The following is a 25,879-nucleotide window of genomic DNA, read 5'->3' on the forward strand; positions in this document are numbered from 1 at the left end:
GATGATGCCGACCTGCCCGTCCAGCTTGACGTAGTTCAACCCCTTCTCCTTGGCCCGGGCCTCCAGCGAGTCGGCCGCGCCGTCGTCGTGGAAGGGGAAGCGCTCGGGGTGGCGGTCCAGGGCGTTGTCGTCGAGGGTGACCTTGCCGTCCAGCGCGAGGATGCGGTTGTCGGCGGTGCGCACCAGCGGGTTGACCTCGACGAGCGTGGCGTCCTCCTCGCGGGCCACCTCCCACAGCCGCTGGAGCACGACCGCGGTGGGCGGGTGGACCTCCTGGGGCAGGCCGGCCTTCTCGCAGATGGCCAGGGCGGTCTCGCGGTCCAGGCCGGTCAGGGCATCGACGGGGGTGCGCACGACGGCCTCGGGGCGCTTCTCGGCGACCTCCTCGATCTCGACGCCGCCCTCGGCGGAGCAGATCGACAGGAAGCTGCGGTTGGCCCGGTCCAGCAGGAAGGAGACGTAGTACTCCTCGGCGATGTCGCTGGCCTCCTCGATCAGGACCCGGTGCACGGTGTGCCCCTTGATGTCCATTCCGAGGATCTGTTCGGCCTTGGCCCGGGCGTCCGCGGGGTCGTCGGCCACCTTCACGCCGCCGGCCTTGCCGCGGCCGCCGGCCTTGACCTGGGCCTTGACGACGACTCTGCCGCCCAGTCGGGCGGCGCTGAGCTCGGCCTGCTCGGGCGAGGTGGCCAGCTGGCGCTCGGCCAGGGGCACGTCGTGGTCGCCGAACAGCTGTTTGGCTTCGTACTCGTAGAGGTCCACCGAGCCTCCTCGGCATAGCTGTGTCTTCTGGGACCCTCCCTACCTGTCTTACGCGAGATCGTATGCAGTATGCAATACCGCCATTAGAGACGGCGCGCTCCGTTTCGCCGATCACCCGGCGGCCGACCCGCAACAGGAGCCGACCCGACTCCGCTGTGAATCCGCGAAAGATCTTCGCGCCCTCTTCTCAGAATCGCATCAGCGACGCATACTGTATACGATCCACGGTCGATGTGAGGTGCGCCATGAAACACCCGCCCCCCGCCCCAGCCCCGCCGGGCCACCTGGCGTCGCCCTATGTCCCCGCTCCCCGCGCCGGCGAGATGCACGACTGGAGCGGGCGCCGCTACGTCGTCGGCCGGCCGGCCCGCGAGCTGGCCGGCACCGGGCGCGCGGTACAGGCGGCGCGAGCGGTCGCGGCGGTGGCCGCAATCGGCACCCTGCAGTTCGGCTACGGCGCCGCCCTGCCCCTGCTGGTGGCCGCGCACGGCTGGAGCCCGGCGGCCGCGCTGCTGCCGTTCGCCGTGTGGGCCCTGGTCCAGGGCGGCAGCGCGTGGCCGATCGCACGCCTGCGCGAGCGCGGCCTGCTGCCGCCCGCGCGCGCCATCGTGATCGGCGCCCTGCTGTGCGCCGCCGCCCTGGCGACGCTCGGCCTCGACGGCGGCCTGGGCTGGACGCTGGCGGGCTACGGGCTGGCCGGCGGACTGGGCGCCGGGCTCGTCTACCACTCCAGCGTGCACACGGTCGCGGCCTGGTACCCCGAGCGCCCGGCGGCACCGGCCGCATGGGCCGGTGCCGGCTTCGCCCTGGGCGCCGTCCCGCTGGCCGCGGGCCTGGCCCTGGCCGATCCCGCCCACCTGGCCGCCGCGCCGTGGCTGGGGGCCGCCACGGCCGTCGTCGTGGCCGCGGCGGGCGCCGGACTGCGCACGCCGCCGCCGCACTGGTGGCCGCCCGAGACCGATCCGCGCGACTGGGCGCTGCGCCGCCGCGATGAGCCCGTCGCCTGCTACGACCACTCCCCCGCCCAGGCCTGGCGCAGCGGTGCCCTGCCCGGCCTGCACGCGGTGGTGGCGCTGGCCGGCGCCGCCGCCCTCCTGGACGTGGCGGTGCTGCCGATGCTGCTGGTCGAGCGCGGACTGCCGCCGGCCGCCGTCGCCGCGGCCCTGGCGGTGCTGGTGGCCTCCAGCGGGCTGGGCCGCGCCGCGGCCGGGCGCTGCGGCGAGCGCCTGGGCCGGCGGCGCGTCCTCGTAGCGGCGCTGGCCGCGGGCGGAGCGGCCCAGTTCGGGCTGGTCGCCGCCGCACTGGCGGGCTCGCCCGCGGTACTGGTGCTGATGGCCGTCCCCGCGGGCGTCGGCGGGGGCTGCTGCTATCCCCTGACGCGCACCCTGGCCCACGACTTCTTCGGCAGCCGCGACAGCGCCGACATCCCCGGGCTCGTCTACAGCGCCAAGGCGCTGGGCGGGCTGCTGGGCGTGGGCGGCGCCGCGGCGCTCGTCGCACTGGCCCCGCATTCGGGGCCCGCCCTGTGCCTGGCGGCCGCCGGCCTGGCAGGCCTGGCCGCGGCCGCGGTCGCGGCCCGGCTGCGGCGCCCGGTACCCATTCGCACGCTTCCGCTCTAGACACCGAACGGGGGGTCGTGTAGCAATGGAAAACATACGGTATGCAGTATCCAATAAAGGAGATGTGTGCTCAGATGACTGACGACAAGGGTGGGGACACCACGATCTCCGGCGGCCACCTGGTCGCCAAGGCCCTCAAGGCCGAGGGGGTCGATGTGATCTTCACACTCTGCGGCGGCCATATCATCGACATCTACGACGGGTGCGCCGACGAGGGCATCGACGTCATCGATGTCCGCCACGAGCAGGTGGCCGCCCACGCCGCCGACGGCTACGCGCGGGTCACCGGCAAACCCGGATGCGCCGTGGTCACCGCCGGCCCCGGTACCACCGACGCGGTCACCGGCATCGCCAACGCCTACCGCGCCGAGAGCCCCCTGCTGGTGATCGGCGGCCAGGGCGCCCTCAGCCAGCACAAGATGGGCTCGCTGCAGGACCTTCCGCACGTCGACATGATCGGCCCCATCTCCAAGTTCGCCGCGACCGTGCCGCACACCGAGCGTGTCGCCGACCTGGTCTCCATGGCCTTCCGCGAGTCGCTGAACGGCGCGCCCGGCCCGTCCTTCCTGGAGATCCCCCGCGACATCCTGGACGCCTCGGTCCCGGTGGAGTCGGCCCGCGTACCCCAGGCCGGCCACTACCGCGCCTCCACCCGCCAGGGCGGCGACCCCGCTGCGATCGAGCGACTCGCCGAGCTGCTGGTGCGCTCCGAGCGCCCCAGCATCCTGCTCGGCAACCAGGTGTGGACCACCAGGGCCACCGAGTCGGCCGCCGAGCTGGTGCGCACGCTCAACGTCCCCGCGTTCATGAACGGCGGCGGCCGCGGCACCCTGCCCCCCGCCGACCCCCACCACTTCCAGCTCTCCCGGCGCCACGCCTTCTCCAACTCCGACCTGATCATCATCGTCGGCACCCCCTTCGACTTCCGCATGGGCTACGGCAAGCGGCTGTCGACCGACGCCACGGTGGTGCAGATCGACCTGTCCTACGCCACGGTCGGCAAGAACCGCGACATCGACCTGGGCATCGTCGGCGACGCCGACGTCGTCCTCTCCTCGGTGCTGCAGGCGACCTCGGCCTACGGCGACAACGGGGCGCAGGGCCGCAAGACCTGGATGGAGGAGCTGCGCCAGGCCGAGAACAAGGCGCTGGAGAAGAGGGCGCCGCTGCTGACCTCCGACGCCTCGCCGATCCACCCCTACCGCCTGGTCAGCGAGATCAACGACTTCCTGACCGAGGACTCCATCTACATCGGCGACGGCGGCGACGTCGTCACCTTCTCCGGCCAGGTCGTCCAGCCCAAGGCGCCGGGCCACTGGCTGGACCCGGGGCCGCTGGGAACCCTGGGCGTCGGCATCCCCTTCGTGATGGCCACCAAGTACGCCCGCCCCGACAAGGAGGTCGTCGCGCTCTTCGGCGACGGCGCCTTCAGCCTCACCGGCTGGGACTTCGAGACGCTCGTGCGCTTCGACATGCCCTTCATCGGGATCATCGGCAACAACTCCTCGATGAACCAGATCCGCTACGGCCAGATCGCCAAGTACGGCGCCGACCGCGGCGAGATCGGCAACACCCTCGGCGACGTGCGCTACTCGGAGTTCGCCAAGATGCTGGGCGGCTACGGCGAGGAGGTCCGCGAGCCCGGCGAGATCGGGCCGGCGCTGCGGCGCGCCCGCGAGTCCGGGAAGCCCTCGCTCATCAACGTCTGGATCGACCCCGAGGTCTACGCGCCGGGGACGATGAACCAGACCATGTACAAGTAGGCGCTGGAGGATCCACATGAGCAAGGCACTTGACGGGGTCCGCGTCCTGGACATGACCCACGTGCAGTCGGGCCCCTCGGCCACCCAGATCCTCGGCTGGCTGGGCGCCGACGTGGTCAAGCTGGAGGCCCCCTCGGGTGACGTCACCCGGCGCCAGCTGCGCGACCTCCCCGACGTCGACAGCCTCTACTTCACGATGCTCAACGGCAGCAAGCGCAGCATCACGCTCAACACCAAGAGCGACGAGGGCAAGCGACTCTTCCTCGACCTGGTCAAGCGCAGCGACGTGCTGGTGGAGAACTTCGCACCGGGCGCGCTGGACCGGATGGGCTTCACCTGGGAGGTGCTGCGCGAAGCCAACCCGCGGCTGATCTACGCCTCCATCAAGGGGTTCGGCCCGGGCGCCTACGCCGACTTCAAAGCCTACGAGGTCATCGCCCAGGCCATGGGCGGGTCGATGAGCACGACGGGCTTCGAGGACGGTCCCCCCACGGCGACGGGCGCACAGATCGGCGACTCGGGCACCGGAATGCATACAGTCGCCGGTATCCTCGCCGCGCTGTACCAGCGCACGAGCACCGGCGAGGGGCAGCGCGTCGAGGTCGCCATGCAGGACTCGGTGCTCAACCTGTGCCGGGTCAAGCTGCGCGACCAGCAGCGCCTGACCCACGGGCCGCTCAACGAGTACCCCAACTCCGACTTCGGCGACGAGGTCCCGCGCTCGGGCAACGCCTCGGGAGGGGGGCAGCCCGGCTGGGCGGTGCGCACCGCCCCCGGCGGCCCCAACGACTACGTCTACGTGATCATCCAGCCGACCGGCTGGGAGCACATCACCCGCATCATCGGCAGGCCCGAGCTGGCCACCGACCCCGAGTGGGCCACGCCCGAGGCGCGGCTGGACAAGCTCGACAAGTGCTTCGGGCTGATCGAGGAGTGGTCGTCCAACCTGCCCAAGTGGGACGTGCTCGCGGCACTCAACGAGCACAACATCCCCTGCGGGCCGATCCTGTCGACCCGGGAGATCATCGACGATCCCACGCTCAACGCGAACGGGATCGTCGCCACGGTCGAGCACCCCCACCGCGGCACCTACAAGACGGTGGGCCTGCCCATGCGGCTGTCGGCCTCTCCCGCCGACATCGGCCGCTCCCCCCTGCTCGGCGAGCACAACACCCAGGTCTACCAGGACGAGCTGGGACTGACCCACGAGGACCTCGAAGCCCTCAAATCGAACGGAGTGATCTGAGAAGATGGCAACGGAAACCGGCTACGACCGCGATGCCGTCCGCGCCGTGCTCGACCGGGCCCGCTCCGAGAGCCGCGCCGCGCTGACCGCGCCCGAGGGCAAGGCGCTGGCCGAGGCCTACGGCATCCCCATCCCCGGCGAAGCGCTGGCCACCAGCGCCGACGAGGCCGTATCGCTGGCGGTGGAGCTCGGCCTGCCCGTGGTCGCCAAGATCGTCTCGCCCGACATCCTGCACAAGACCGACGCCGGCGGCGTCGAGGTCGGGCTCTCCTCGGCCGAGGAGGTCAAGGCCGCCTACCAGCGCATCGTCGACAACGCCCGGGCCTACAACCCCGGGGCCGACATCCAGGGCGTGCAGGTGCAGCAGATGGTGGGCGGGGGCCAAGAGGTCCTCATCGGCGCCACCACCGATCCCACCTTCGGCAAGGTCGTGGTCTTCGGCCTCGGCGGGATCCTGGTGGAGGTGCTCAAGGACGTCGCCTTCCGCCTGGCCCCCGTCTCGGCCGAGGAGGCCCGCGCGCAGATCGGCGACATCAAGGCCGCCGAGGTCCTCAAGGGCGTGCGCGGCGGCGAGGCGGTGGACACCGACCGCCTGGCCGACGTCATCACCCGCCTGTCGGACCTGGTCACCGACTTCCCCGAGATCTCCGAGGCCGACCTGAACCCGGTCTTCGCCTCGGCCTCGGGCAGCGTGGCCGCCGACCTGCGCTTCGTGCTCGACTTCGAGCCGCCCGAGCCGCCGGCGCGGTTCACCCGCGAGGAGATCCTCGCCTCGATGAACCGCATCTTCAAGCCGCGCTCCATCGCGATCATCGGCGCGTCCAACGAGCAGGGCAAGATCGGCAACTCGGTCATCCGCAACGTCGTCGACGGCGGCTACGCCGGGCAGGTCTACCCCATCAACCCCAAGGCCGACGAGGTCTACGGCCGCGCCGCCTACCCCACCATGGCCGACGCCCCCGACGGCATCGACGTGGCGGTCTTCGCGATCCCCGCGAAGTTCGTCGCCGCGGCGCTGGAGGAGGCCGGCCGCAAGGGGGTCGCCGGCGCGATCCTCATCCCCTCCGGCTTCGCCGAGACCGGTGAGCAGGAGCTGCAGGACGAGGTCCTCGCGGTCGCCCGCCGGCACGGGGTGCGGCTGCTGGGCCCCAACATCTACGGCTACTACTACACGCCCGAGCACCTCTCGGCGACGTTCTGCACGCCCTACGACGTCGCCGGCGGTACCGCGCTGACCTCCCAGTCCGGCGGCATCGGCATGGCGATCCTGGGCTACAGCCGCAGCACCAGCACCGGCGTCTCGGCGATCGTGGGCGTGGGCAACAAGGCCGACATCGACGAGGACGACCTGCTGACGTTCTTCGGCCAGGACGACAACACCAACGCCATCGCGATGCACCTGGAGGACCTCAAGGACGGCCGCGCGTTCGTGCAGGCCGCCCGCGAGGTGGTCCCCAAGAAGCCGGTGGTGGTGCTCAAGGCGGGCCGGACCTCGGCGGGTGCGCGGGCCGCCGGCTCGCACACCGGGGCGCTCGCGGGCGACGACAAGGTCTACGACGACATCCTGCGCCAGGCCGGCGTCGTACGCGCCCCCGGGCTCAACGAGCTGCTGGAGTACGGCCGCGCGCTGCCGGTGCTGCCGACGCCCGGCGGCGAGAACGTCGTCATCATCACCGGCGCCGGCGGTTCAGGGGTGCTGCTCTCCGACGCGGTGGTCGACAACGGCCTGTCGCTGATGGAGATCCCGCCCGACCTCGACGAGTCGTTCCGGGCCTTCATCCCGCCGTTCGGCGCGGCGGGCAACCCGGTCGACATCACCGGCGGGGAGCCGCCGTCCACCTATGAGAAGACCATCCGCCTGGGCCTGGAGGACCCGCGGGTGCACGCGCTGATCCTGGGCTACTGGCACACCATCGTCACTCCCCCGATGGTCTTCGCCGAACTGGTGGCCGACGTGGTGGGCCAGGCCCGCGCCGCGGGGATCGACAAGCCCGTGGTGGCCTCGCTCTCGGGCGACACCGAGGTCGAGGCCGCCAGCGCCCACCTGTTCGCACACGGTGTGGTGGCCTACCCCTACACCACCGAAAAGCCCGTTCAAGTGCTCGGCGCGAAGTATCGCTGGGCGCGCGCGGCCGGGCTACTCTGATCACTTGATCTTCGACTTGTAACCCGCATCACACCCGGTGGCCGCTGAGCCGCCACGAAGCGGCCACCGGGTACCCCGCAGCGGCGGCCTCCGCCAGGCCCGCCGCCGCAGGAGCCGCTGATCACCCCGCCGGCCACGACAAGGAGGGCCGAAGAAGCAGGGGGCTACCGAGGGGGCAACCAGCCCGCATCCGCGATCCAGCGAGGGAGAGCTCCACGCATGGACTCCTCAGACATCAACTCAGACCGGCCGCTGGGCCGTGATGACCTCACCGGCACCGACACGCCCGAATCACAGGTGCCCGCGCAACGAGGCCCCGCTCCGTCCGAAGCAGGCGGCTCCGACAACGGCGCCGGCGGCGCCGGCGACCCGGCCGCCGCCGAGGCCAACGAGCCCCCGCAGGAAGAGCGCTACTGGAAAGCGGGTCGGCTGGAGCCGATGCCGATCCGCACCCTGCCCAAAGCTCCGCCCTCCATCCACCTGCTCGGTCCGACGGTCTTCCTCGTCGCCCTGGGCGTGGGCATGGGCGAGTCCTACATGTGGCCGCGGCTGGTCCTGATCTTCGGACCCGAGATCCGCTGGCTGTTCCTCATCGGCGTCAGCCTGCAGGCCGTGGTCATGCTGGAGATGTCGCGCTATGCGATGGCCACCGGCGAGAGCATCTTCTTCGGCGCCGCCCGGGTGTTCAAACCGCTGATGTGGTTCTTCTTCGTCACAGCGATGCTCGTCTACATATGGCCGGGCCACCTCTCAGCGGGTGCATCGGCCTTCGAACGGGTGAGCGGGATCCCCTGGCAGGCCACGGCGGTCGCCGGCATGCTGCTGGTGGGCGTCGTGTTCACCTTGGCCAAGGTGATCTACAACCTGCTGGAGAACGTGCTCTCCATCCTCATCGGCGTACTCGTCGTGGGCACCTCGGTCGTCGCCGCCCTGGTGGGCAACCTCGCCGACCTCTCCAGCACCATCACCGGCATGTTCGCCTTCGGCTACATGCCCGAGGAGGCGATGAGCCCGGCCTGGTTCCCGGTCATCGTCGGCTCGATCGCGTTCGCCGGCCCGTCGGGCATGCAGCAGATGTGGTACACCCTGCACCTGCGGGACAAGGGCGCCGGCATGGGCACCCACATTCCCCGCATCCGCGGCCTGCGCCACGCCGACGAGCAGGAGACCATGCCCACCCGCGGGTTCATGTTCGACACCAGCAACTCCGACGAGATGGCCAAGTGGAAGGGCTGGCGCCGGTGGGTCACCTTCGACGCGTTCGTGCTCTTCTGGGGCATCACGATGCTGGTGACGATCTCCTTCACCGTGCTAGCCCAGGCCTCGGCGCGCTTCGACCCCAACGTGGCCAACGTCATCCGCGGCGGTGACCGCGACGCGGCCCTGGACGCCATGGCGGCCTCCTTCACCGCCGCCGGAAGCCCGATCTTCGGCACCGTCTTCTTCCTGTTCATCTCACTGATCGGCCTCAACGCCACCCTCGGCCTGTTCGACTCGTTCTCCCGCGGTCAGGCCGACATGACCTACTACTTCATCCCCGGCGCCAAGCGGTTCAGCATGTCCAAGCTCTACGCGTTCTTCCTGTGGGGCGTCATCGGCTTCGGCATCGCCATCCTGCTGTTCGGGCCCGCCGACGGCCCCGCCGGCATCCTGGACACCCTGGCGTTCCTGTCCACCTTCGCCATGGGCGCCTACTGTGTGACGCTGCTGCTGGTCAACAACCTGATGCTGCCCAAACCGGTGCGTCCCGGAATCCTGTCCAACCTGATCATCGCGTTCGCCGCGGTGTTCTACCTCGGCATGCTGTTCTACTCGCTGTTCGCCTTCGGGGTGGTGGTGAGCTGATGAGCGCCCACGTCACCGCCGTGCGGCACATGCCGGTAGCGCTCCAGTACGCCGAGGTGGCCGTTCCCGGAGCGGGCGTCGGGCTGGTCGCCGGCGTCTTCGCCGCCGGTGTGGCGTCGATGGCCGGGCTTCCCGCTCTGCAGATCGCGACCATCGCCGCCGGACTGGGTGTGCCGCTGGCCCTGCTGGGCGCGGGATACTGCGTCCTGCTCGCCATGGGAAAGTTCGGCGTCGGCGCGCTCGGGCCGGCGGCCTTCTACTGGCTGATCGGCTTCCCGCTCGCGCGGCTCGTCGACCAGTACGCGGTCGCCGCCGTGCTCGGCCACGACCAGGCCCTGCGCGAGCCGCTGCTGTCGTTCCTGGCCTTCCAGGCGATGCTCAGCATGGGATTCGCCATCGGGTTCCTGTGGCTGCACGAACGGATCGCACCGCACATGCTGGTCCGCATCAAGGACCACAACCCGGTCGCCGCGGGCCTCGTCGAGCGCTACGTCTCGCAGGCCACCCAGCTGGAGGAGCGGCGCCGTACCGCGAAGGAGGAGCGGGCCGAGAAGCGGTCCCGCCGACGCGGCTCCTCCTGAGATGTAGTAGACCGGTCCCGGGCGTATCCGTCGCCCGGGACCGGCCCGCCCGCGCCACCGAATCTTCTGGAGTACTGGCTTGGATATCGCACCTTGGGTTTGGGGAGCGACGATCGCCGTCCTGCTCGGCGTGATCGCGCTCGACTTCGTCATCATCACCCGCAGACCCCACGAACCGTCGATGCGCGAAGCGGCCATCTGGGTCTCCATCTACGTGTCGCTGGCGATCGTCTTCGGCATCGGTCTCTCCTTCTTCACCGAGGGGCAGGCGGTGGACTTCTTCACCGGCTGGATCGTCGAGTACTCGATGAGCATGGACAACCTGTTCGTGTTCATCCTCATCCTCGGTTCCTTCGGCGTACCGCGCGAGCACCGCCAGCGGGTCCTGCTGGTGGGCATCGCCCTCGCACTGCTCTTCCGCGGCCTGTTCATCGCCGCCGGCGCCGCCGCCGTCAACGCCTTCGCCGGCGTCTTCTTCCTGTTCGGCGCGTTCCTGCTCTACACCGCCTGGAAGCTGGTCTCCAGCGGCGGCGAGGACGAGGAGTACGAGGAGAACGCCGCGCTGCGCATGGTGCGGCGGGTGCTGCCCACCTCCGACACCTACGACGGCCACAAGCTGATCACGCGCGTCGACGGCAAGCGCCTGGTCACCCCCATGCTGATGGTGATGATCGCCGTCGGCATGACCGACATCCTCTTCGCGCTGGACTCGATCCCCGCCATCTTCGGGATCACCCAGGAGCCCTATCTGGTCTTCACCGCGAACGCCTTCGCGCTGATGGGCCTGCGCCAGCTGTACTTCCTCATCGGCGGGCTGCTCGACAAGCTGGTCTACCTCAGCTACGGCCTCGCGGTGATCCTCGGCTTCATCGGGGTCAAGCTGATCCTGCATGCGATCCACGAGACCACCGACCTGCACGTCCCCGAGATCCCCACGGTGCTGTCGCTGGTGGTGATCGTGGTGACGCTGGCGCTGACCACGGTGCTCAGCCTGCTGAAGTCGCGCCGCGACGCCCGCGCCGGGGCGGGCGCGGCGGAGAAGGCGGGGACCGCGGGCGGCGCCGGGCCGCACACGTCCTCCACGGGTTCCAGCGACGACGACGATGACCTGGACGAGCGGGTGTCGCTCTGAGGTCCAAGGGGCACTCCCCCTGCTCCGGGCCGGTACCCATCGCGCGAAACCGGAAAAGGCCCCCGCGGGCGGCGCGAGCCGCTGCGGGGGCCTTTTCCGGGCCGGACTCGGCGGGCGCGGCCCGCCGCCGCGGCTAGTCGGAGCGGCCGCGGTTGAAGGCGTTGAACGCGAGGTCGCGGCAGACACGGGAGAAGTCCAGCTCCGCGGCCTCGACCGCCAGCGGGAAGGTGGAGGTCTCGGTCAGCCCGGGGGCGACGTTGACCTCCAGGAACCGCACGCGCCCCGCGCCGTCGACGATGAGGTCGGTGCGGGAGTAGTCGCGCAGGCCGAGCACCCGGTGGGCGGTCAGCGCGGCCTCGGCCGCCGCGCGGGAGGTCTCCTCGGGCAGCCGGGCGGGGCTGAAGAACTCGGTGCGGCCGGGGGTGTAGCGGGCGGCGTAGTCGTAGACCCCGCCGTCGGGCACGATCTCCACCGGCGGCAGGTCGAAGGGGCCCTCGCCCAGGTCGAGTACGCCCACCGCGATCTCGGTACCCTCGATGCGCTCCTCGATCACCGCGCGGTCGCCGTAGGCGAAGCAGCTGACCATCGCGGCCGACAGCGACTCGACGGAGTCGACGGGTGTCGCGCCGAAGGCGGAACCGCCCTGGTCCGGCTTGACGAACAGGGGCAGGCCCAGGCGGGCCACCACGCGCTCCAGCAGCGCCGGCGCGCCCAGGTCGTGGAAGGCCGACTTGGGCAGGGTCACCCCGCGCGGAACCGGGACGCCGTGCTGGGCCACCAGCGCCTTCGCGGTCGGCTTGGCGAAGGCGATCCGGCACGACGAGGGCGGCGCGCCCACGTAGGGCACGCCGCTGAGCTGGAGGACCTCGGCGGTGGCGCCGTCCTCGCCCGAGGCGCCGTGCAGCACCGGGAAGACCGCCTGTGGCGGGTCGGTGCGCAGCCGGTCGAGCAGGGCGGCGTCGATGTCGGCGGTCTGCACCTCCACGCCCAGGCGGCGCAGGGACTCGGCGACGCGCCGGCCCGAGCGCACGCTGACCTCGTGCTCGGGAGACATGCCGCCCGCGAGTACGAGCACCCGGTCGAGATCGGCCACGGTCCTGCCTTCCTGCTGTGCTGCTGCGGGTGTCACCGGATCCGTCCCCGCATCGTCAGGGGAGGTCGGGGAACGGGGAGCCGTCGCCCGCGGCGGCGGGCGGCGACATGCCGCCGAACGTATCACGCAGCTCGGTCTCGCCCTCGATCACGCCGACCAGCCGCCGCACGCCCTCGCGGATCTGCTCGCACGTGGGGTAGCAGAAGGACAGCCGCATGCTGCGGCGGCCCTCGTCGGAGGCGTAGAAGCCGGTCCCGGGCACGTAGGCGACGCGCTCGTTGACGGCGCGCGGCATCATCGCCTTGGCGTCCAGCCCCTCGGGCAGGGTCAGCCACACGAAGAACCCGCCGTCGGGGCGGGTCCACTCGGTCCCGGCGGGCATCAGGGCGTCCAGCGCGCCGAGCATGGCGTCGCGGCGCTGCCGGTACATCTCGTTGAAGTTCTTGATCTGCTCGCGCCAGGCGTGGGTGGTGAGGTAGCGGCGCACCACCATCTGGTTGAACGTGGAGTGGCTGAGCATCGCCGACTCCGCGGCCAGCACGAGCTTGGCGCGCACGGCCGAGGGCGCCAGCGCCCAGCCGATGCGGAAGCCCGGCGAGAGCGTCTTGGAGAACGAGCCGAGGTAGATGACGTTGTCGGGCGCCTTCGACCGCAGCGGTGCCACCGGCTCGCCGTCGTAGCGCAGCAGGCCGTAGGGGTTGTCCTCCAGGACCAGCAGGCCGTGGCGCCGGCAGATCTCCAGGACCCGGTCGCGGCGCTCGGCCGCGAGGGTGACGCCGGCGGGGTTGTGGAAGTTGGGGATCGTGTAGAAGAACTTGGCCCGCCGGCCCTCGGCCGCCATGCGGGTCAGCGCCTCCTCCAGCGCCTCGGGGACGACGCCGTCTCCGTCCATTTCGACGTGGCGCACGTCGGCCTGGAACGCCGCGAAGGTGTTGATGGCGGTGACGTAGGTGGGGGCCTCGCACAGCACCACGTCGCCGGGGTCGACGAAGACGCGCGTGACCAGGTCCAGCGCCTGCTGGGAGCCGACGGTGACGATGACGTCGTCGGCCGCGGCGTCGATCTCCTCCTCGGCCATGACCTCGCAGATGTGCTCGCGCAGCACCGGGTCGCCCTGGGCGGAGCCGTACTGCAGCGCGGTGGCGCCCTGCTCGGCGACGACCTCGTGCACGATGCGGCCGATGTCGTCCAGCGGCAGCGCGCTGACGTTGGGCATCCCGCCCGCCAGCGAGACGACCTCGGGGCGCGAGGCCACGGCGAACAGCGCGCGGACCTCCGATGCCACCATGCCCTTGGTCCGAGCCGCGTAGCTGCCGACATAGGGGTCGATGCGCGAGCCCTGGACCGAGGGCTGCCGGTGGGGTTCTCGGGGATCCTGCACGATCCACCTCCGCTGCGGGGACGATGGTGCCTGTGGCCTGTGGGACGCCCGGACGGCGCCGCCGGTTCGCACGGGGCCGGGCCGGAGGCGCAGCCACCCGCCGCGGCGTCCGAGGACGGCCGGTCCCGGCCCAGTCTATGCAGGCCCGCCGCCGCGGGCCGCGGGCACCTCCCGCGGCCGCGGGCAGCGGCCCCCGGGCCGCTGCTGAGAGGGTTCCCGCTCGGACCGGGTCCTGCGACCGCGTTTTGCCGAGTCCAGACGCGATCCTTGGCCGGTGCTTCCTCGGGGGCGGGGCGGTCCGCGCATGCGGCGGCGGCCCCGACAGGCTCCCCCACCCGTCGCGGGCCGCCGCCTCTGGAAGGTCCGCCCTGCGTGATCGAACCCGGTACCCCCCTCAAGGCACGGGCACGGGCGGACTCGGTCGCCGAAGCCTTCGGGGCGCCCGGCCCGTCGGGTCTTCGCAGAGTCTCGCGGCCTTCCGGCCGCCGCACTACGAACTCAACTGCATCACCCCGCCCACGAGCAAAGGTTGCAACAGGTTGCAGTTCAACTACTGGGAGTCACATTCGGCTGCGGAGTGCGCCTACCTGCGGCGGGAGCCCGGCGGCGCCCGGTCGGCCGGCCGGCCCGAATCAGCCGTGCGCGGCGCGGGCGACCTCCTCCCGGGCGCGCCGGATGCCCGGCGCGCTGGAGGCGGGGAGCAGGTCGGCCGCGTAGTCGGGCGTGCGCACCGCCACCCGCAGGCCTTCGCTGAACCGGTAGGGGCGGCTCTCGACGACACCGCCCAGGTGGCGGCGCAGCCGCGACATCTCGGCCCGCACGGTCACCAGCCGCTCGGGGTCGCCGAACAGGTCGGCGGCCAGCCGGGCGGCGCTGCAGCCCTCGCGGTGGCGGGAGAGCAGAAACAGCAGCTCGCAGTGGCGCAGGGTCAGCCGGTGCGTCCAGCCGCCGCTGGGCCCGCGTACGGTCACCTCCGGCGCCGCGGCGCCGGCGAGGTCCAGCACCACCTCCGTGGGGGCGGGTGCCTCGCCGCCGCCCGGCCGGATCAGCCATCCGCCGGGCAGCGGTTCGACCTGGCACTGGCCCAGGCCCGACAGCCACGCGCCGCCGTCCTGCAGCCCGCGCGGCAGCAGGACGCGGCGCGGCGGGTCCATGCCGGCGGCGGTGGCCGTCCAGCCGTCGCTGTCGACGACCAGGACGTTCTCCCGTATCCCCGAGAGCAGGGGGGCGGCGACGGCGCGCAAGCGCTCCAGGTGCGCGTGGTGGCGGCCGCGCAGCTGCGACTCGGCGTGCTGGGCGACGGCGCTGACCAGCGCCAGGGTGGTGGGGTGCACGGTACGCGCGGGCCCGCTCAGGATCACGGCCCCCAGCGCGCGCCCGTTGCGCGGGTCGTGCACCGGTGCGCTGGAGCAGGTGACCTGGTGCAGGCCGCGGGTGTAGTGCTCGGCGGAGTAGACCTGCAGCGGCCGGTCGACGGCCAGCGAGGTGCCCAGGGCGTTGGTGCCGACCGCCTCCTCGCTCCACTGCGAGCCCTCGACCACGCCCGTGGAGTCGGCGATGCGCCGCATCCGCACCGGGCCGTCGCGCCAGAGCACGCGGCACCTCTCGTCGGCGACCACCATGATGTAGGAGGCCTCCTCGGCGACGCCCATGAGCGACTGGCGCAGCATGGGCAGCAGGTCGGCCAGCGGCGAGGCGGAGCGGTGGCGCTGCAGCTCCTCGCGGGGCAGTACCGGGGTGGGCCTGGCCGCGTCGGGGTCGACGCGGCTGCGGCGCACGCGCTCCCAGGAGTCGGCGATCACGGGGCGCAGCGACGCAGGAGGCCGGCCGCCGGACAGCACCGCCTGGTGCACCCGGCGCAGCAGCCGGGCGTACTCACCCGGGTCGACGCCCGCGGGAACCGAGGTGTCCAAGTACGGCTGCATCATCGCACCCCCCGCTGAGCCGGCTGCTCCACGATGCTCCCCATCCTTCTCGGCACAGGTGGGCGCGGCAACCGGAACGGTTCCCAACAACGTCTTCGGGGCACTGAGCGGCCGCCGCGTCTCCGAATGCGCGCTCGCCCGCCGCCCGTCGCCAGCAATTCGTCGAAAGCACGCGGGCGGCGCCGCCGCTTGCCCGATCTTGGCGACATCTTGGCCCCCGCGCCCCGTGGCGGTTCGGGCCGGCCCGGGCGCCGTGCGCGAGGGTGGGCGCGGAGTCGGAACAAGACCGGGCGGGGGCCGCGGCGGGCGCCGCCCGGGTGCGCGCCCCCGGCCCCGGCGCGAGGGGCGCAGAGGGAGGCACACGATGGAGCGTTGGACCGCCCGGGCCGCGGGAGCGCTGCTGGTGCTCGCGGGCGCGGCAGCGCTGCAGGGCTGCACGCAGCCGGAGTCCGAGGACGCGCAGACGATGCGCACGGCCACCGCCGAGCTGTCCGCGGTGCTGCTGCGCCCCGAGGCCGAGGAGGCCTTCGAGCGCGAGGGCCACCCGGTGCGGGGCGGCCTCGAATGCCGCAGCCGCACGCGGGAGGACGAGCCGCTCACCGTGGTGTGCACCGGGCGCAGCGCCGAGGACGGCAAGCTGCGCTTCCGCGGACGCATCGACCCGGGCGCGGTCGCCTCCCAGCCCGACCTCGCCGAAGGCCTGCCCGGCACCTACACCGGCACCGCCGACGGCGACGAGGTCTTCCGGATGAACTGCTTCAACTGCGAACCCGGCGAGCTGGAGGAGGACTCCTCCCCCGCGGCCTCGCCCAGCTGACCCGGGCCGGCCGCGCGTAGAACCCGGGCGCCGTCGAGCGCGAGCAGGGCGGCGGGGGCGCAGGCGGCGTGCGCCGCCGCGGGCGCGGTGATCGTCCGCACGGCCGCAGGCCGGGGCGCCCTCCACGGTCGGCGCCCACCAGGCGGCAGCCGGCCGGGCCGCGCAGGGGGCGCCCACGACGGCGCGGCCGGCCTCGTCGAGCCGCAGCAGCCGGGCGAACGCGGCAGGGCCCGCGAAGCGCGGGACGCGGCCGGGGGCGGCGGGGCCGACCCGGGTGCTCGCCGCGGGAGTGCCCCCTCTGTTCGCCGGTGGGCGGCCGCGGCCTCAGGCGCGCGTGGGCCGCTCCGGTGGCTCGTCGCGGTCCTCGCTGTCCGGGTCGTAGGCGGCCGGGTCCGTGGGCGAGGGCTCGCGCTCGGCGGCGATCTCCTCGTCGGGCGAGGGACGGGCGCCCTGGTCGGCGCGGCGGTCGGCCAGCGGCCGGTCATCGCCGCCGTTTCCGCCCCCGTTCCCGGCTTCGCCGCGGCCGCGTGCGGCCCCCGCGTCCTGGTCGGCGCCGGCGCGCCGGTCGTGTTCGGGCATCGTCGCCCCTCCTGCCTCTATCTCCCCTGCCCCGGTCGTCCCGGGTGCGGCCGCGCCGCACCCGGGCGGCTCAGCGGCGCGGCGAGGTGAACTCCTGCAGCTTGGTGCGCAGACCCTTGGTCATCAGGCCGAACCTGTCGGGATCGCCCGAGGCCAGCGCCTTGGCGGTGTCGGTGAGCTGGTCCATCTCCACGTAGGGCGGGATCGGCGGGATGTCGGGGTCGCAGTGCACGTCGAGCACCACCGGGACCTCGGCGGAGAGCGCCCGGTCCCAGGCCCCCGCGACGGCGTCGGGGGTGTCGACCGTCTCGCCCTTCAGGCCGATGGACTCGGCGAAGGCCGCGAAGGACACCGAGGGCAGGTCCTGGCTGTAGGGCGTCTTCGGCGAGCCGCCCATCGCCCGCAGCTCCCAGGTGACCTGGTTGAGGTCGTTGTTGTGCAGCACGCACACGATCAGCCGCGGATCGCTCCACTCCTGCGCGTAGCGGCGTACGGTGATCAGCTCGGCCATCCCGTTCATCTGCATGGCGCCGTCGCCGACCACGGCGATCGCCGGCCGGTCGGGGTGGGCGAACTTCGCGCCGATGGCGTAGGGCACCCCGCAGCCCATGGTGGCCAGCGTCCCCGACAGCGACCCGCGCATGCCCTTCTTGAACCGAAGGTGGCGCGCGTACCAGTTGGCCGCCGAGCCCGAGTCGGAGCTGACCATCACGTCGTCGGGCAGCCGCGGCGACAGCTCGTTGAAGATCAGCATCGGGTTCACCGGGTCGGCGGGCACGTGGGCCTGCTGGTCCATCGAGTCCCACCACTCGCGCACGCTCTTCTCGATGCCTTCGCGCCAGCGCTCGGGCCCCCGGTCCCCCTTGCGGGTGCGCACCTTGGACAGCAGCCGGCGCAGCGTCTCGCCGGCGTCGCCGACCAGGTTGACCTCGGTCGGGTAGCGCATCCCGATCATGTGCGGGTCGATGTCGATCTGGACCGCCCGCTTGCCGAACGGCGGATAATGCTGGGCGTAGGGCACGTTGGAGCCGACGATGACGAATGTGTCGCAGTCGCGCAGCATCTCCCACGTCGGACGGGTGCCCAGCAGCCCGATCGAGCCGGTCACGAAGGTGTGCTCGTCGTCGAGCACGTCCTTGCCCAGCAGCGCCTTGGCCACGCCGCCGCGGGTGGCCTCGGCGAGCTCGACGACCTCGTCGGCCGCGCCGCGCGCGCCCTGGCCGATGAGGATCGCGGTCTTCTCGCCCTCGTTGATGACGTCGGCCGCCCGCTGCACCTCGTCCTCGGGCGGAACCGCCTGCGGCCGGCTCAGCCCCGGCTTGCTGGAGGGCACGTGCTTGAACTCGTGCTGGGGCGGGCTGTAGTCGGTCTCCTGCAGGTCGGCCGGAACGATGATCGCGGTGGGGCACCGCTCGGAGAGAGCCGTGCGGATCGCGCGGTCGATCAGGTTGGGGAACTGCTCGGGGACCATCGCGGTCTGCACGTAGGCGCCCGCCACGTCCTTGTAGAGCGTGTGCATGTCCAGCTCCTGCTGGATGCTGCCGCCCATGCCGGTGCGATGGACCTGGCCCACGATCGCGAGCACGGGGACGTGGTCCAGCTTGGCGTCGTAGAGGCCGTTGAGCAGGTGGATGCCGCCCGGCCCGCTGGTGGCCGTGCAGACGCCGAGGTTTCCGCTGAACTTGGCGTAGCCGACGGCTTCGAAGGCCGACATCTCCTCGTGGCGGCTCTGCACGAAGTGCGGGCCCTCGGCCTGGCCCAGCTCGGAGATGAGGCCGTTGATCCCGTCGCCCGGGTAGCCGAAGATGTGCTCGACCCCCCAGGCCCGCAGGCGCTGCAGTATGTGGTTGGCAACCGTCTGACTCACGTCGGTCTCCCCTTGGTCGCGGCGCGTCGTGCCTTGCCTCTTGCCTCGGGCGCGCCGCTGCCCTCGCGTCCGCGGGGCAAACGTGAGCGGGCCCGGTCCGACGGGCACGCGGCGGTCGACGGGGCCCGCAGGGGCCCGGCGTGTTGGCCGAGAGCGGGCACCGGCTCCGCGGCCGGGCGCGCTCGCCGACGGGGCGACCGCGCGACCGCGGTCAGGAGGGCGGGAGGTCGCCGGTGTTGTAGCGCTCCACGCCGACCAGGGCCAGGTCGGTCACCCGGTCGACGAGGCTGTCGGGGCTTTCGTCGGGGTGCTCCAGCAGCCAGTCGCTGAGCGAGTCGGCGGCGCCGATGGCGATGCGGGCGAGGATCTCGGCGTCGCGCTCGGAGACGATGCGCTCGCCGCCGGGCATGCGCGTGCCGGCGACCACCATGGCGGTGATCTCCGCGATGACCCGGTTGCGGGCGGCGCGGACCTCCTTGGCGAAGGGCTCGCCCTGGGTGCGGGCGTGCTGGTAGAGCACCGTCCAGCTGTCGCGGTTGTCCGCGACGAAGCGGAAGAAGACCCGCAGCCCCGACCACAGCCCCAGCTCCGGGGGCTCGTCGGGATGCACGGCGGCGCGCACGGTCTCGACCACCCGGTCGGCCTCGCGGTGGATGCAGGCCGTGAACAGCCGCTCCTTGGAGCCCAGGTAGATGTAGACCATGGGCTTGGAGATGCCCGCCGCACCGGCGATCTCCTCGACACTGGCCGTGTGGTAGCCGACCTGGGAGAAGACCCGCACCGCGGCGTCGATCATCTGCCGCTCGCGCACCTCGCGCGGCAGCCGCTGCTGCTGTTTGCCCGCCACGCCCCGACTCTATCGCCGCCGCGGCGGCCGGCGCGGCGGCTCCGGCGAATGCGCAGGGTCGTGATCGCGGGCGGTCCCGGGCCCGTTTTCTGCACGCGGCGCTGACCGGCGGAGCGGCTCGCCCCCTGGAAAACCGACCAGTCGGTCTTGTACAGTCGCCGTACTTCCGAGTAACCGGGATCACACGAGGGGCCGTTCATGAGCACCACCGTCAACGCCGCCGTCGTCTCCGGGACCGGGGCTCCGCCGCGGATCGAGCGCGTCACCCTCGACGAGCCCGGGCCGGGGCAGGTGCGGGTGCGGCTGGCGGCGGCGGGGGTGTGCCACTCCGACCTCTCACTCGCCGACGGCGTGCTGCCGCAGACGCTGCCGGCCGTGCTGGGCCACGAGGGCGCCGGCACCGTCGAGGCGGTCGGGCCCGGAGTGCGGGGCGTGCGGGTCGGAACACCGGTGGTGCTGAACTGGACCCCGCCGTGCCGCGCGTGCTGGTTCTGCGAGAACGGCGAGCCCTATCTGTGCGAGCACGGCCTCGACGCCGCGCAGCGGCGCTACGGCGTCCTCTCCGATGGCGGAGCGGTCTACCCGGGTTTGGGCACCGCGGCCTTCGCCGAGGCGACGGTGGTCCCGGCCAACGCCGTGGTGCCCATGCCGGAGGGGGTCGACGCCGCGACCGCCGCCCTGCTGGGCTGCGCCGTCCTCACCGGCTGGGGCGCCGTCACCAACACCGCGGGCCTGGCCCCCGGCCAGTCGGCGGCCGTCATCGGCCTGGGCGGCGTCGGGCTGGCGGCGCTGCAGGCGGCGGCGCTGGCGGGAGCCGACCCCGTCATCGCCGTGGACGCCTCGCCCGCCAAGCGCGACCTGGCGACCGCCCTGGGCGCCACCCACTTCCTGGAGGCGGGCGAGGGCCTGGCCGGCGAGGTGCGCGCGCTGACCGGCGGGCGCGGAGCCGACCACGCCTTCGAGGTCGTGGGCTCCAGCGCCACCATCCGCGCCGCCTGGGACATCAGCCGGCGCGGCGGATCGGTCACCGTGGTGGGCGCCGGCGCGCTGCAGGACACCGTGGGATTCAGCGCGCTGGAGATCTTCCACCAGGCCCGCACGCTGCGCGGCTGCTTCTACGGCTCCTGCGACCCCGACCGCGACGTGCCCCGCGTGGCCGAGCACGTCCGCCGGGGCGGCCTGGACCTGGCGACCATGATCACCGACGAGGTCGGCCTCGACGGGCTGCCCGACGCGTTCCAGCGGATGCGCGCGGGCAAGGGAGGGCGCACGCTGATCCGCTTCGACTGACGGCGGCGGCGCGGGCGTCCGCCCGGCCGCACGGGCCGCACCGCCTCCGGGCCCGCCATTGGCCCCGACCGACCGTGGGGAGTGCATGTGAGTGCTCAGCAGCAGGTGACCGGCCAAGAGATCACCCCTCCGATCCGCTCGCTGGCGGCGGTCACCGCTCGGCTGCTGGTGAGCGGAGGCCCCTTCGAGATGGAGACGGCCGAGATCGGCGGCGTGGCCACGCGGGTGTGGAAGCACGCGCCCGCGCACCTGCGCGCCGTCGTGGAGTCGTGCGCCCAGTACGGCGACCGGGCGGCGCTGGTCTACGGCGACGAGCGGATGACCCACGCCGAATTCCACCGGCGCACCGCCGCCCTGGCCCGCCGGCTGGTCGCCGACTACGGGGTCGCCAAGGGCGACCGGGTGGCGATCGCGATGCGCAACTACCCCGAATGGGTCGTCGCCTTCTTCGCCGCCACCGGCGCCGGCGCGATCGCCGTACCGCTGAACTCCTGGTGGAGCGGCCCGGAGCTGGAGTTCGGGCTCGCCGACAGCGGGGCGAAGGTGCTGATCGCCGACCGCGAGCGCATCGAGCGGCTGGGCGAGGGCCTGGGGCGCCTGGAGCTGCCGGTGATCGGGGTGCGCACCCGCGCGCTGCCCGAGGGCGGCCGCGCCTGGGAGGAGGTGCTGGGCGAGCCCGGCGCCGACGCGCGCCTGCCCGAGGCCGACGTGGCCGCGGACGACCCGTGCACGCTCTTCTACACCTCCGGGACCACGGGGCGGCCCAAGGCCGCCGTCGCCTCGCACCGCAACCTGGCGACCAACATCGTCTCGGCGTCCTACTCGCGGTTCCGCTCGCTGATGCGGCTCGGCCTGGAGATGGAGGAGGTCCAGGCCTACGTGGACGCGCTGGGGCCCTCGGTGGTGCTGTGCGTGCTGCCGCTGTTCCACGCCACCGGCGCCCAGACGGTCATGCTGCCGACCCTCGCCAACGGCGGCACGCTGGTGCTGATGTACAAGTGGGACCCCGAGGAGGCGCTGCGGCTGGTCGAGCGCGAGCGGGTCAGCGCCATCACCGCGGTACCGGCGATGATCTCGCAGATGACGGCCTCGCCGCGGCTGGGCGACTACGACCTCAGCAGCCTGCTGCTCCTGGCCTCCGGCGGCGCGCCCGCCGCGCCCGCGCTGGTCTCGCGCACCCGCAGCAGCATGCACGAGATGCTGCTGGGCCAGGGTTACGGGCTCACCGAGTCCTCGGCGACGGCGACCGCCAACGGCGGCAGCGACTACCTGCTCAGGCCCGACAGCGCCGGGGTGCCGGTGGCCACCGTCGACGTCAAGGTGGTCGACGCCGCCGATCGGGAGCTGCCGCCGGGAGAGGTCGGCGAGGTGTGGATCCGCGGTCCCGGCGTGGTCCACGGCTACTGGCGGCGCCCCGAGGCGACCGCGGCCGCGTTCACCGGCGGCTGGCTGCGCACCGGAGACCTGGGGCGGCTGGACGGGGAAGGCTTCCTCTACATCGTCGACCGGGCCACCGACATGATCATCCGCGGCGGCGAGAACGTCTACTGCGCCGAGGTCGAGGCCGCCGTCCACGAGCATCCGGCCGTGGGCGAGGTGGCGGTGGTCGGCGTGCCCGACGAGGTCTACGGCGAGGAGGTGGGCGCGGTGGTGCGCCTGCTGCCGGGTACCGAGCTCACCGGGGCGGAGCTGGCGGAGTTCCTCAAGCCGCGCGTGGCGGCCTTCAAGATCCCCTCCCACATCCGGATCGCCGCCGGCGACCTGCCGCGCAACGCGTCGGGCAAGCTGCTGAAGAGGCGGCTGAAGCAGGAGTACGGCTGGGCCGGCGCCGAGCAGGGCTGACCGCCGGGGCCGGGGCCGGCGGTGCGGGTGCGGCGCCTCAGCCGGGCGGTCCGCCGTCCGCGCCGCCGCCCTCGCGGCCCTCCCCGTCGCCGTCGCCGCCCGCGTCCTCCTCCTGCTCCTGGGGGGCGGGAGACGCGCGCGGGCGGCCGCGGCGGGGGATGGCCCCGGCGCCGCCGGGCAGCCGGCCCTCGGCGGAGAGGGCGCGGCGCAGCAGGAACTCGATCTGGGCGTTGGTACTGCGCAGCTCGTCGCCGGCCCAGCGCGCCAGCGCGTCGTGCACGGCCGGGTCCAGCCGGAGCAGGATTCTCTTCCGCTCAGCCACGGTCTTACAGGGGTTCCCTACTGGTAGAGCGTTCCGGTGTTGACCACCGGGCTCGCGGGACGGTCCGAGCACAGCACGACGAGCAGGTTGCTCACCATCGCCGCCTTGCGCTCCTCGTCGAGCTCGACCACGTCGCGGTCGGCCAGCCGGGTCAGGGCCGCGTCGACCATACCGACCGCGCCTTCGACGATCTCGCGGCGCGCGGCGACGACGGCGCCCGCCTGCTGGCGCTGCAGCATGGCTTGGGCGATCTCCTGGGCGTAGGCCAGGTGGGTGATGCGCGACTCGACGATGCGCACGCCCGCCGACTGCACGCGCTCGGCGATCTCGGCCGACATCCGCTCGGTGACCTCGTCGGCGTTGTCGCGCAGCGACATGGCGCCCTCGACCGGCGCGTCGTAGCGGTAGTTGTTGGCGGTGTGGCGCACGGCGGCCTCGGTCTGGATGGAGACGAACTCGACGAAGTCGTCCACCTCGAAGACCGCGCGGGCGGTGTCCTGGACCTGCCAGACCACCACGGCGGCGATCTCGATCGGGCTGCCCCCGGAGTCGTTGACCTTCAGCACCGAGGTCTCGTGGTTGCGGATCCGCGTGGAGACCGTCCGGCGCGTGGTCAGCGGGTTGACCCAGCGCAGGCCGTCGGAGCGCACCGTGCCGGCGTAGCGGCCCAAGAACTGCAGCACGCGGGCCCGGTTGGGCGCGACGACCGTCAGGCCGGCGGCCCCCACCAGCGCCGCCGCGGCGAGCACCGCCCCCGCCAGGACCAGCGGGAGGGAGGCTCCGCCGGCCCCGAGCAGGCCGGTTCCGGCCGCGACCGCGGCCACTCCCGCCAGCAGCGCGAGCAGGCACACTCCCGCCGCGGGGAGGCCGGGCAGCTGCGCCGCGGTGCGCTCCCGGTACGTGGGTGCGGGCATCCGGACGCCCGCGGCGGGGGATTCGGACGGCGTCATGGGCGGCGTCCCCTTTCCTTCGCTCAATGATTGCTTCATAGTAGCATTGTGATATCACTTTTTCAGCACATCGCTTCACCGCACTCCCTGAAGGAGGGATCCGGGTCATGACCGTCACCCGATCCGCGCCGCCGGCGACCCGGCTTCGGCCCCCGCGCCACCGCGTGGAACGCCGCGCCGTCGCCTGGTGGAGCACCCGCATCCTGCTGCTCGCCGCTCCCCTGGCCGGCGCGCCGGCGCTCGCCGCCCTGGTCCTGCCGGCCGTGGCGCCCGCGCCCGCGGCGCTGGTCTCGGCGCTGTGGGCCGCGGCGGCGGCGCTGGGCGCGGTGGGCCTGGCCGCCATCGCCGTCGTGCCGCAGTGGCGCTACCGCGTCCACCGCTGGGAGGTCACCGAGACCGCCGTCTACACCGCCTCGGGCTGGTTCTGGCAGGAGTGGCGGGTGGCGCCGATGTCGCGCGTCCAGACCGTCGACACCAGCCGCGGCCCCCTGCAGCGGCTGTTCCGGCTGGCCGACGTCACCGTCACCACCGCCTCGGCCGCCGGCCCCATCGCCATCGCGGGCCTGGACGGCGACCGCGCCGAACGCGTGGCCGCCGAGCTGACCGAGGCCGCCCACAGCACGGAGGGAGACGCGACATGAGCGCCACCGGCCCCGCCGCCGCGGCCGCTCCGCCCGCACCCGACGCCGCCGACGCCGACGAGGGGTGGCGGCGGCTGCATCCGCTCACCGTCTGGGCCGGCGTTCTCGTGCTCGGTGCGATCTGCGTTCCCGGCGCGGCCGCCGGGGCGGTCGCCACCGGCCTGGCCGGAGCGCTGTGGCCGTGGGGAGCGCTGATCGCCGCCGGCTGCGCGGCGTTCGCGGCGGCGGTCACCGCCGGCGAGTGGCTGCGCTGGCACCGGGCGCGCTACCGGGTGACCGGGGAGCGCCTGGAGATCCGCAGCGGGGTCCTGGTGACCGCGCACCGCTCCGTGCCGCGCGACCGCATCCGCAGCGTCGACGTGGCCGTACCGATCTGGCTGCGGCCGCTGGGGCTGTGCAAGGTCACCGTCGGCACCGGCCAGAGCGCGGGCGCCGAGGGCGACGAGATCCGGCTGGAGTACGTCCTGCGCGCCGAGGGCGACCGGCTGCGCGCCGGGCTGCTGCGGCGCGCGCCGGAGGACGCCCCCGGGCGGCCCCGGGCGGACGGCGGCCTCGGCGGCGCCGAGCACTCCGTCCGCGAGCTGGAGCGCCTGCGACCGGTGTGGTTCGGCTTCGCTCCGCTGTCGGCCGCGACCCCGGCGCTGGGCGCCACCGCTCTCGCAGGCGCTTTCAACGTGCTGAGCTGGTTCGGCCAGCAGCGGGCGAACGGCATCGCGGTCGGCGTCTACGACCTGCTCGCGGCCAGCCCCCTGCTGGTCCTGCCGGCGGTGGCGGCGGTGCTGCTCACCGGCGCGCTCGCGGCGACCGCCCTGCAGGTGGACGCGTGGTGGGGCTACCGCCTGGACCGCGAGCCCGACGGCACGCTGCGGCTGCGCCGCGGCCTGGTCACCAGCACGTCGCTGTCGCTGGAGGAGCGGCGGCTGCGCGGGGTGGAGCTGCGCGAGGCGCTGCCGCAGCGCTGGTTCGGCGCCGCGCGCGTCCGGGCGGTGGCGACCGGTCTGGGCTCGGCCGAGGGCAAGGGAGGCGCCGTTCCGCGCAGCGCGCTCTCGCCGGACCTGCCGCGCCGGCGCGCACTGCGCCTCAGCGCCGAGGTGGTGCGCACGGCCGAGCCGCCGATCGCGGTGCCGCTGCGGGCGCACCCGCGCGCGGCCCCGCGCCGGCGGCTCACCCGTGCCCTTGCGGGCGCGGCGGTCCTCGCCGCGGCCTCGGCGGTGCCGACCGCGGCTCTTGC

The 25,879-nt window shown here is 73.2% G+C and carries 21 protein-coding genes; 12 read left to right on the forward strand and 9 right to left on the reverse strand.

The window, feature by feature from the left end:
• Positions 1-708: ATP-grasp domain-containing protein (locus ABEA15_RS24330; RefSeq protein WP_425579444.1), on the reverse strand; the 708-nt coding region annotated here is incomplete at its 3' end.
• 299 nt (positions 709-1,007) lie between these two features.
• On the opposite strand from ABEA15_RS24330, the gene ABEA15_RS24335 reads away from it, so the two are divergent.
• The 7 genes from ABEA15_RS24335 (at position 1,008) to ABEA15_RS24365 (ending at position 11,094) form a co-directional block, all read left to right on the forward strand.
• Positions 1,008-2,381: an MFS transporter gene (locus ABEA15_RS24335; RefSeq protein ID WP_344148587.1), complete on the forward strand. Its 1,374-nt coding sequence runs from the start codon at positions 1,008-1,010 to the stop codon at positions 2,379-2,381.
• Positions 2,382-2,455: 74 nt separating this feature from the next.
• On the forward strand, positions 2,456-4,144 hold the full coding sequence (locus tag ABEA15_RS24340) for a thiamine pyrophosphate-binding protein (protein WP_344148584.1): 1,689 nt from the start codon (positions 2,456-2,458) through the stop codon (positions 4,142-4,144).
• A gap of 16 nt (positions 4,145-4,160) precedes the next feature.
• Positions 4,161-5,390, forward strand: coding sequence for a formyl-CoA transferase (gene frc, locus ABEA15_RS24345; RefSeq protein ID WP_344148581.1), 1,230 nt, complete (start codon positions 4,161-4,163; stop codon positions 5,388-5,390).
• Positions 5,391-5,394: 4 nt separating this feature from the next.
• On the forward strand, positions 5,395-7,536 hold the full coding sequence (locus ABEA15_RS24350; RefSeq protein ID WP_344148578.1) for an acetate--CoA ligase family protein: 2,142 nt from the start codon (positions 5,395-5,397) through the stop codon (positions 7,534-7,536).
• Positions 7,537-7,755: 219 nt separating this feature from the next.
• Entirely contained in the window at positions 7,756-9,381 is a 1,626-nt protein-coding gene (locus tag ABEA15_RS24355) for an Nramp family divalent metal transporter (RefSeq protein WP_344148575.1), read from the forward strand.
• The gene (locus ABEA15_RS24360) at positions 9,381-9,962 is read left to right on the forward strand and encodes a hypothetical protein (protein WP_344148572.1); all 582 of its coding nucleotides are present in this window, start codon (positions 9,381-9,383) and stop codon (positions 9,960-9,962) included. Before ABEA15_RS24355 ends, ABEA15_RS24360 begins: the two co-directional genes overlap by 1 nt.
• A 79-nt stretch (positions 9,963-10,041) precedes the next feature.
• Positions 10,042-11,094: a TerC family protein gene (locus ABEA15_RS24365; RefSeq protein WP_345559330.1), complete on the forward strand. Its 1,053-nt coding sequence runs from the start codon at positions 10,042-10,044 to the stop codon at positions 11,092-11,094.
• A 133-nt stretch (positions 11,095-11,227) separates the two neighbouring features.
• Here the strand turns inward: ABEA15_RS24365 and ABEA15_RS24370 are convergent, their stop codons facing one another.
• From ABEA15_RS24370 to ABEA15_RS24380, 3 genes are all read right to left on the reverse strand, one after another.
• Complete coding sequence (locus tag ABEA15_RS24370) at positions 11,228-12,187, reverse strand: D-alanine--D-alanine ligase family protein (protein ID WP_345559332.1); 960 nt, start codon at positions 12,185-12,187, stop codon at positions 11,228-11,230.
• Between the two features lie 55 nt (positions 12,188-12,242).
• Complete coding sequence (locus ABEA15_RS24375) at positions 12,243-13,475, reverse strand: aminotransferase-like domain-containing protein (protein WP_345559344.1); 1,233 nt, start codon at positions 13,473-13,475, stop codon at positions 12,243-12,245.
• Positions 13,476-14,200: 725 nt separating this feature from the next.
• Entirely contained in the window at positions 14,201-15,496 is a 1,296-nt protein-coding gene (locus ABEA15_RS24380; protein ID WP_345559334.1) for a GAF domain-containing protein, read from the reverse strand.
• 361 nt (positions 15,497-15,857) lie between these two features.
• On the opposite strand from ABEA15_RS24380, the gene ABEA15_RS24385 reads away from it, so the two are divergent.
• On the forward strand, positions 15,858-16,310 hold the full coding sequence (locus ABEA15_RS24385) for a hypothetical protein (RefSeq protein WP_344148559.1): 453 nt from the start codon (positions 15,858-15,860) through the stop codon (positions 16,308-16,310).
• A gap of 324 nt (positions 16,311-16,634) precedes the next feature.
• Here the strand turns inward: ABEA15_RS24385 and ABEA15_RS24390 are convergent, their stop codons facing one another.
• The 3 genes from ABEA15_RS24390 to ABEA15_RS24400 form a co-directional block, all read right to left on the reverse strand.
• Positions 16,635-16,889 (reverse strand): hypothetical protein, encoded by a 255-nt coding sequence (locus tag ABEA15_RS24390; protein WP_345559336.1) that lies wholly within the window; start codon positions 16,887-16,889, stop codon positions 16,635-16,637.
• Positions 16,890-16,959: 70 nt separating this feature from the next.
• Positions 16,960-18,756 carry a thiamine pyrophosphate-requiring protein gene (locus ABEA15_RS24395; RefSeq protein WP_344148553.1) on the reverse strand — a complete coding sequence of 599 codons (1,797 nt, stop codon included), beginning with the start codon at positions 18,754-18,756 and terminating at the stop codon, positions 16,960-16,962.
• A 211-nt stretch (positions 18,757-18,967) separates the two neighbouring features.
• Entirely contained in the window at positions 18,968-19,552 is a 585-nt protein-coding gene (locus ABEA15_RS24400) for a TetR/AcrR family transcriptional regulator (RefSeq protein WP_344148605.1), read from the reverse strand.
• Between the two features lie 249 nt (positions 19,553-19,801).
• Here ABEA15_RS24400 and ABEA15_RS24405 point away from each other — a divergent pair, with 249 nt between their 5' ends.
• Together ABEA15_RS24405 and ABEA15_RS24410 are read left to right on the forward strand one after the other, a co-directional pair.
• The gene (locus tag ABEA15_RS24405; protein WP_345559338.1) at positions 19,802-20,893 is read left to right on the forward strand and encodes a zinc-binding dehydrogenase; all 1,092 of its coding nucleotides are present in this window, start codon (positions 19,802-19,804) and stop codon (positions 20,891-20,893) included.
• Between the two features lie 105 nt (positions 20,894-20,998).
• A complete protein-coding gene (locus ABEA15_RS24410) occupies positions 20,999-22,735 on the forward strand; it encodes an AMP-binding protein (RefSeq protein ID WP_425579445.1) in 1,737 nt (578 codons plus the stop codon).
• A gap of 37 nt (positions 22,736-22,772) precedes the next feature.
• On the opposite strand, the gene ABEA15_RS24415 is transcribed toward ABEA15_RS24410, so the two are convergent.
• Positions 22,773-23,057: a type II toxin-antitoxin system antitoxin gene (locus tag ABEA15_RS24415; protein WP_344148545.1), complete on the reverse strand. Its 285-nt coding sequence runs from the start codon at positions 23,055-23,057 to the stop codon at positions 22,773-22,775.
• 17 nt (positions 23,058-23,074) lie between these two features.
• Entirely contained in the window at positions 23,075-24,007 is a 933-nt protein-coding gene (locus ABEA15_RS24420; RefSeq protein ID WP_344148602.1) for an SPFH domain-containing protein, read from the reverse strand.
• A 107-nt stretch (positions 24,008-24,114) separates the two neighbouring features.
• Here ABEA15_RS24420 and ABEA15_RS24425 point away from each other — a divergent pair, with 107 nt between their 5' ends.
• Both ABEA15_RS24425 and ABEA15_RS24430 read left to right on the forward strand, forming a co-directional pair.
• Positions 24,115-24,648 (forward strand): PH domain-containing protein, encoded by a 534-nt coding sequence (locus ABEA15_RS24425; RefSeq protein WP_344148542.1) that lies wholly within the window; start codon positions 24,115-24,117, stop codon positions 24,646-24,648.
• The coding region (locus ABEA15_RS24430; protein ID WP_345559342.1) for a PH domain-containing protein at positions 24,645-25,879 on the forward strand (1,235 nt) is incomplete at its 3' end. The genes ABEA15_RS24425 and ABEA15_RS24430, both read left to right, overlap by 4 nt.

The organism is Streptomonospora halophila, assembly GCF_039542725.1.
Taxonomy (GTDB): Bacteria; Actinomycetota; Actinomycetes; order Streptosporangiales; family Streptosporangiaceae; genus Streptomonospora; species Streptomonospora halophila.

Excerpts from the sequence above, each read along its gene's own strand:
- ABEA15_RS24335 (WP_344148587.1), top strand. The coding sequence starts at position 1,008 with ATGAAACACCCGCCCCCCGCCCCAGCCCCGCCGGGCCACCTGGCGTCG.
- ABEA15_RS24340 (WP_344148584.1), top strand. The coding sequence starts at position 2,456 with ATGACTGACGACAAGGGTGGGGACACCACGATCTCCGGCGGCCACCTG.
- frc (WP_344148581.1), top strand. The coding sequence starts at position 4,161 with ATGAGCAAGGCACTTGACGGGGTCCGCGTCCTGGACATGACCCACGTG.
- ABEA15_RS24350 (WP_344148578.1), top strand. The coding sequence starts at position 5,395 with ATGGCAACGGAAACCGGCTACGACCGCGATGCCGTCCGCGCCGTGCTC.
- ABEA15_RS24355 (WP_344148575.1), top strand. The coding sequence starts at position 7,756 with ATGGACTCCTCAGACATCAACTCAGACCGGCCGCTGGGCCGTGATGAC.
- ABEA15_RS24360 (WP_344148572.1), top strand. The coding sequence starts at position 9,381 with ATGAGCGCCCACGTCACCGCCGTGCGGCACATGCCGGTAGCGCTCCAG.
- ABEA15_RS24375 (WP_345559344.1), bottom strand. The coding sequence starts at position 13,475 with ATGGTGGCATCGGAGGTCCGCGCGCTGTTCGCCGTGGCCTCGCGCCCC.
- ABEA15_RS24380 (WP_345559334.1), bottom strand. The coding sequence starts at position 15,496 with ATGATGCAGCCGTACTTGGACACCTCGGTTCCCGCGGGCGTCGACCCG.
- ABEA15_RS24385 (WP_344148559.1), top strand. The coding sequence starts at position 15,858 with ATGGAGCGTTGGACCGCCCGGGCCGCGGGAGCGCTGCTGGTGCTCGCG.
- ABEA15_RS24390 (WP_345559336.1), bottom strand. The coding sequence starts at position 16,889 with ATGCCCGAACACGACCGGCGCGCCGGCGCCGACCAGGACGCGGGGGCC.
- ABEA15_RS24400 (WP_344148605.1), bottom strand. The coding sequence starts at position 19,552 with ATGATCGACGCCGCGGTGCGGGTCTTCTCCCAGGTCGGCTACCACACG.
- ABEA15_RS24405 (WP_345559338.1), top strand. The coding sequence starts at position 19,802 with ATGAGCACCACCGTCAACGCCGCCGTCGTCTCCGGGACCGGGGCTCCG.
- ABEA15_RS24420 (WP_344148602.1), bottom strand. The coding sequence starts at position 24,007 with ATGACGCCGTCCGAATCCCCCGCCGCGGGCGTCCGGATGCCCGCACCC.
- ABEA15_RS24425 (WP_344148542.1), top strand. The coding sequence starts at position 24,115 with ATGACCGTCACCCGATCCGCGCCGCCGGCGACCCGGCTTCGGCCCCCG.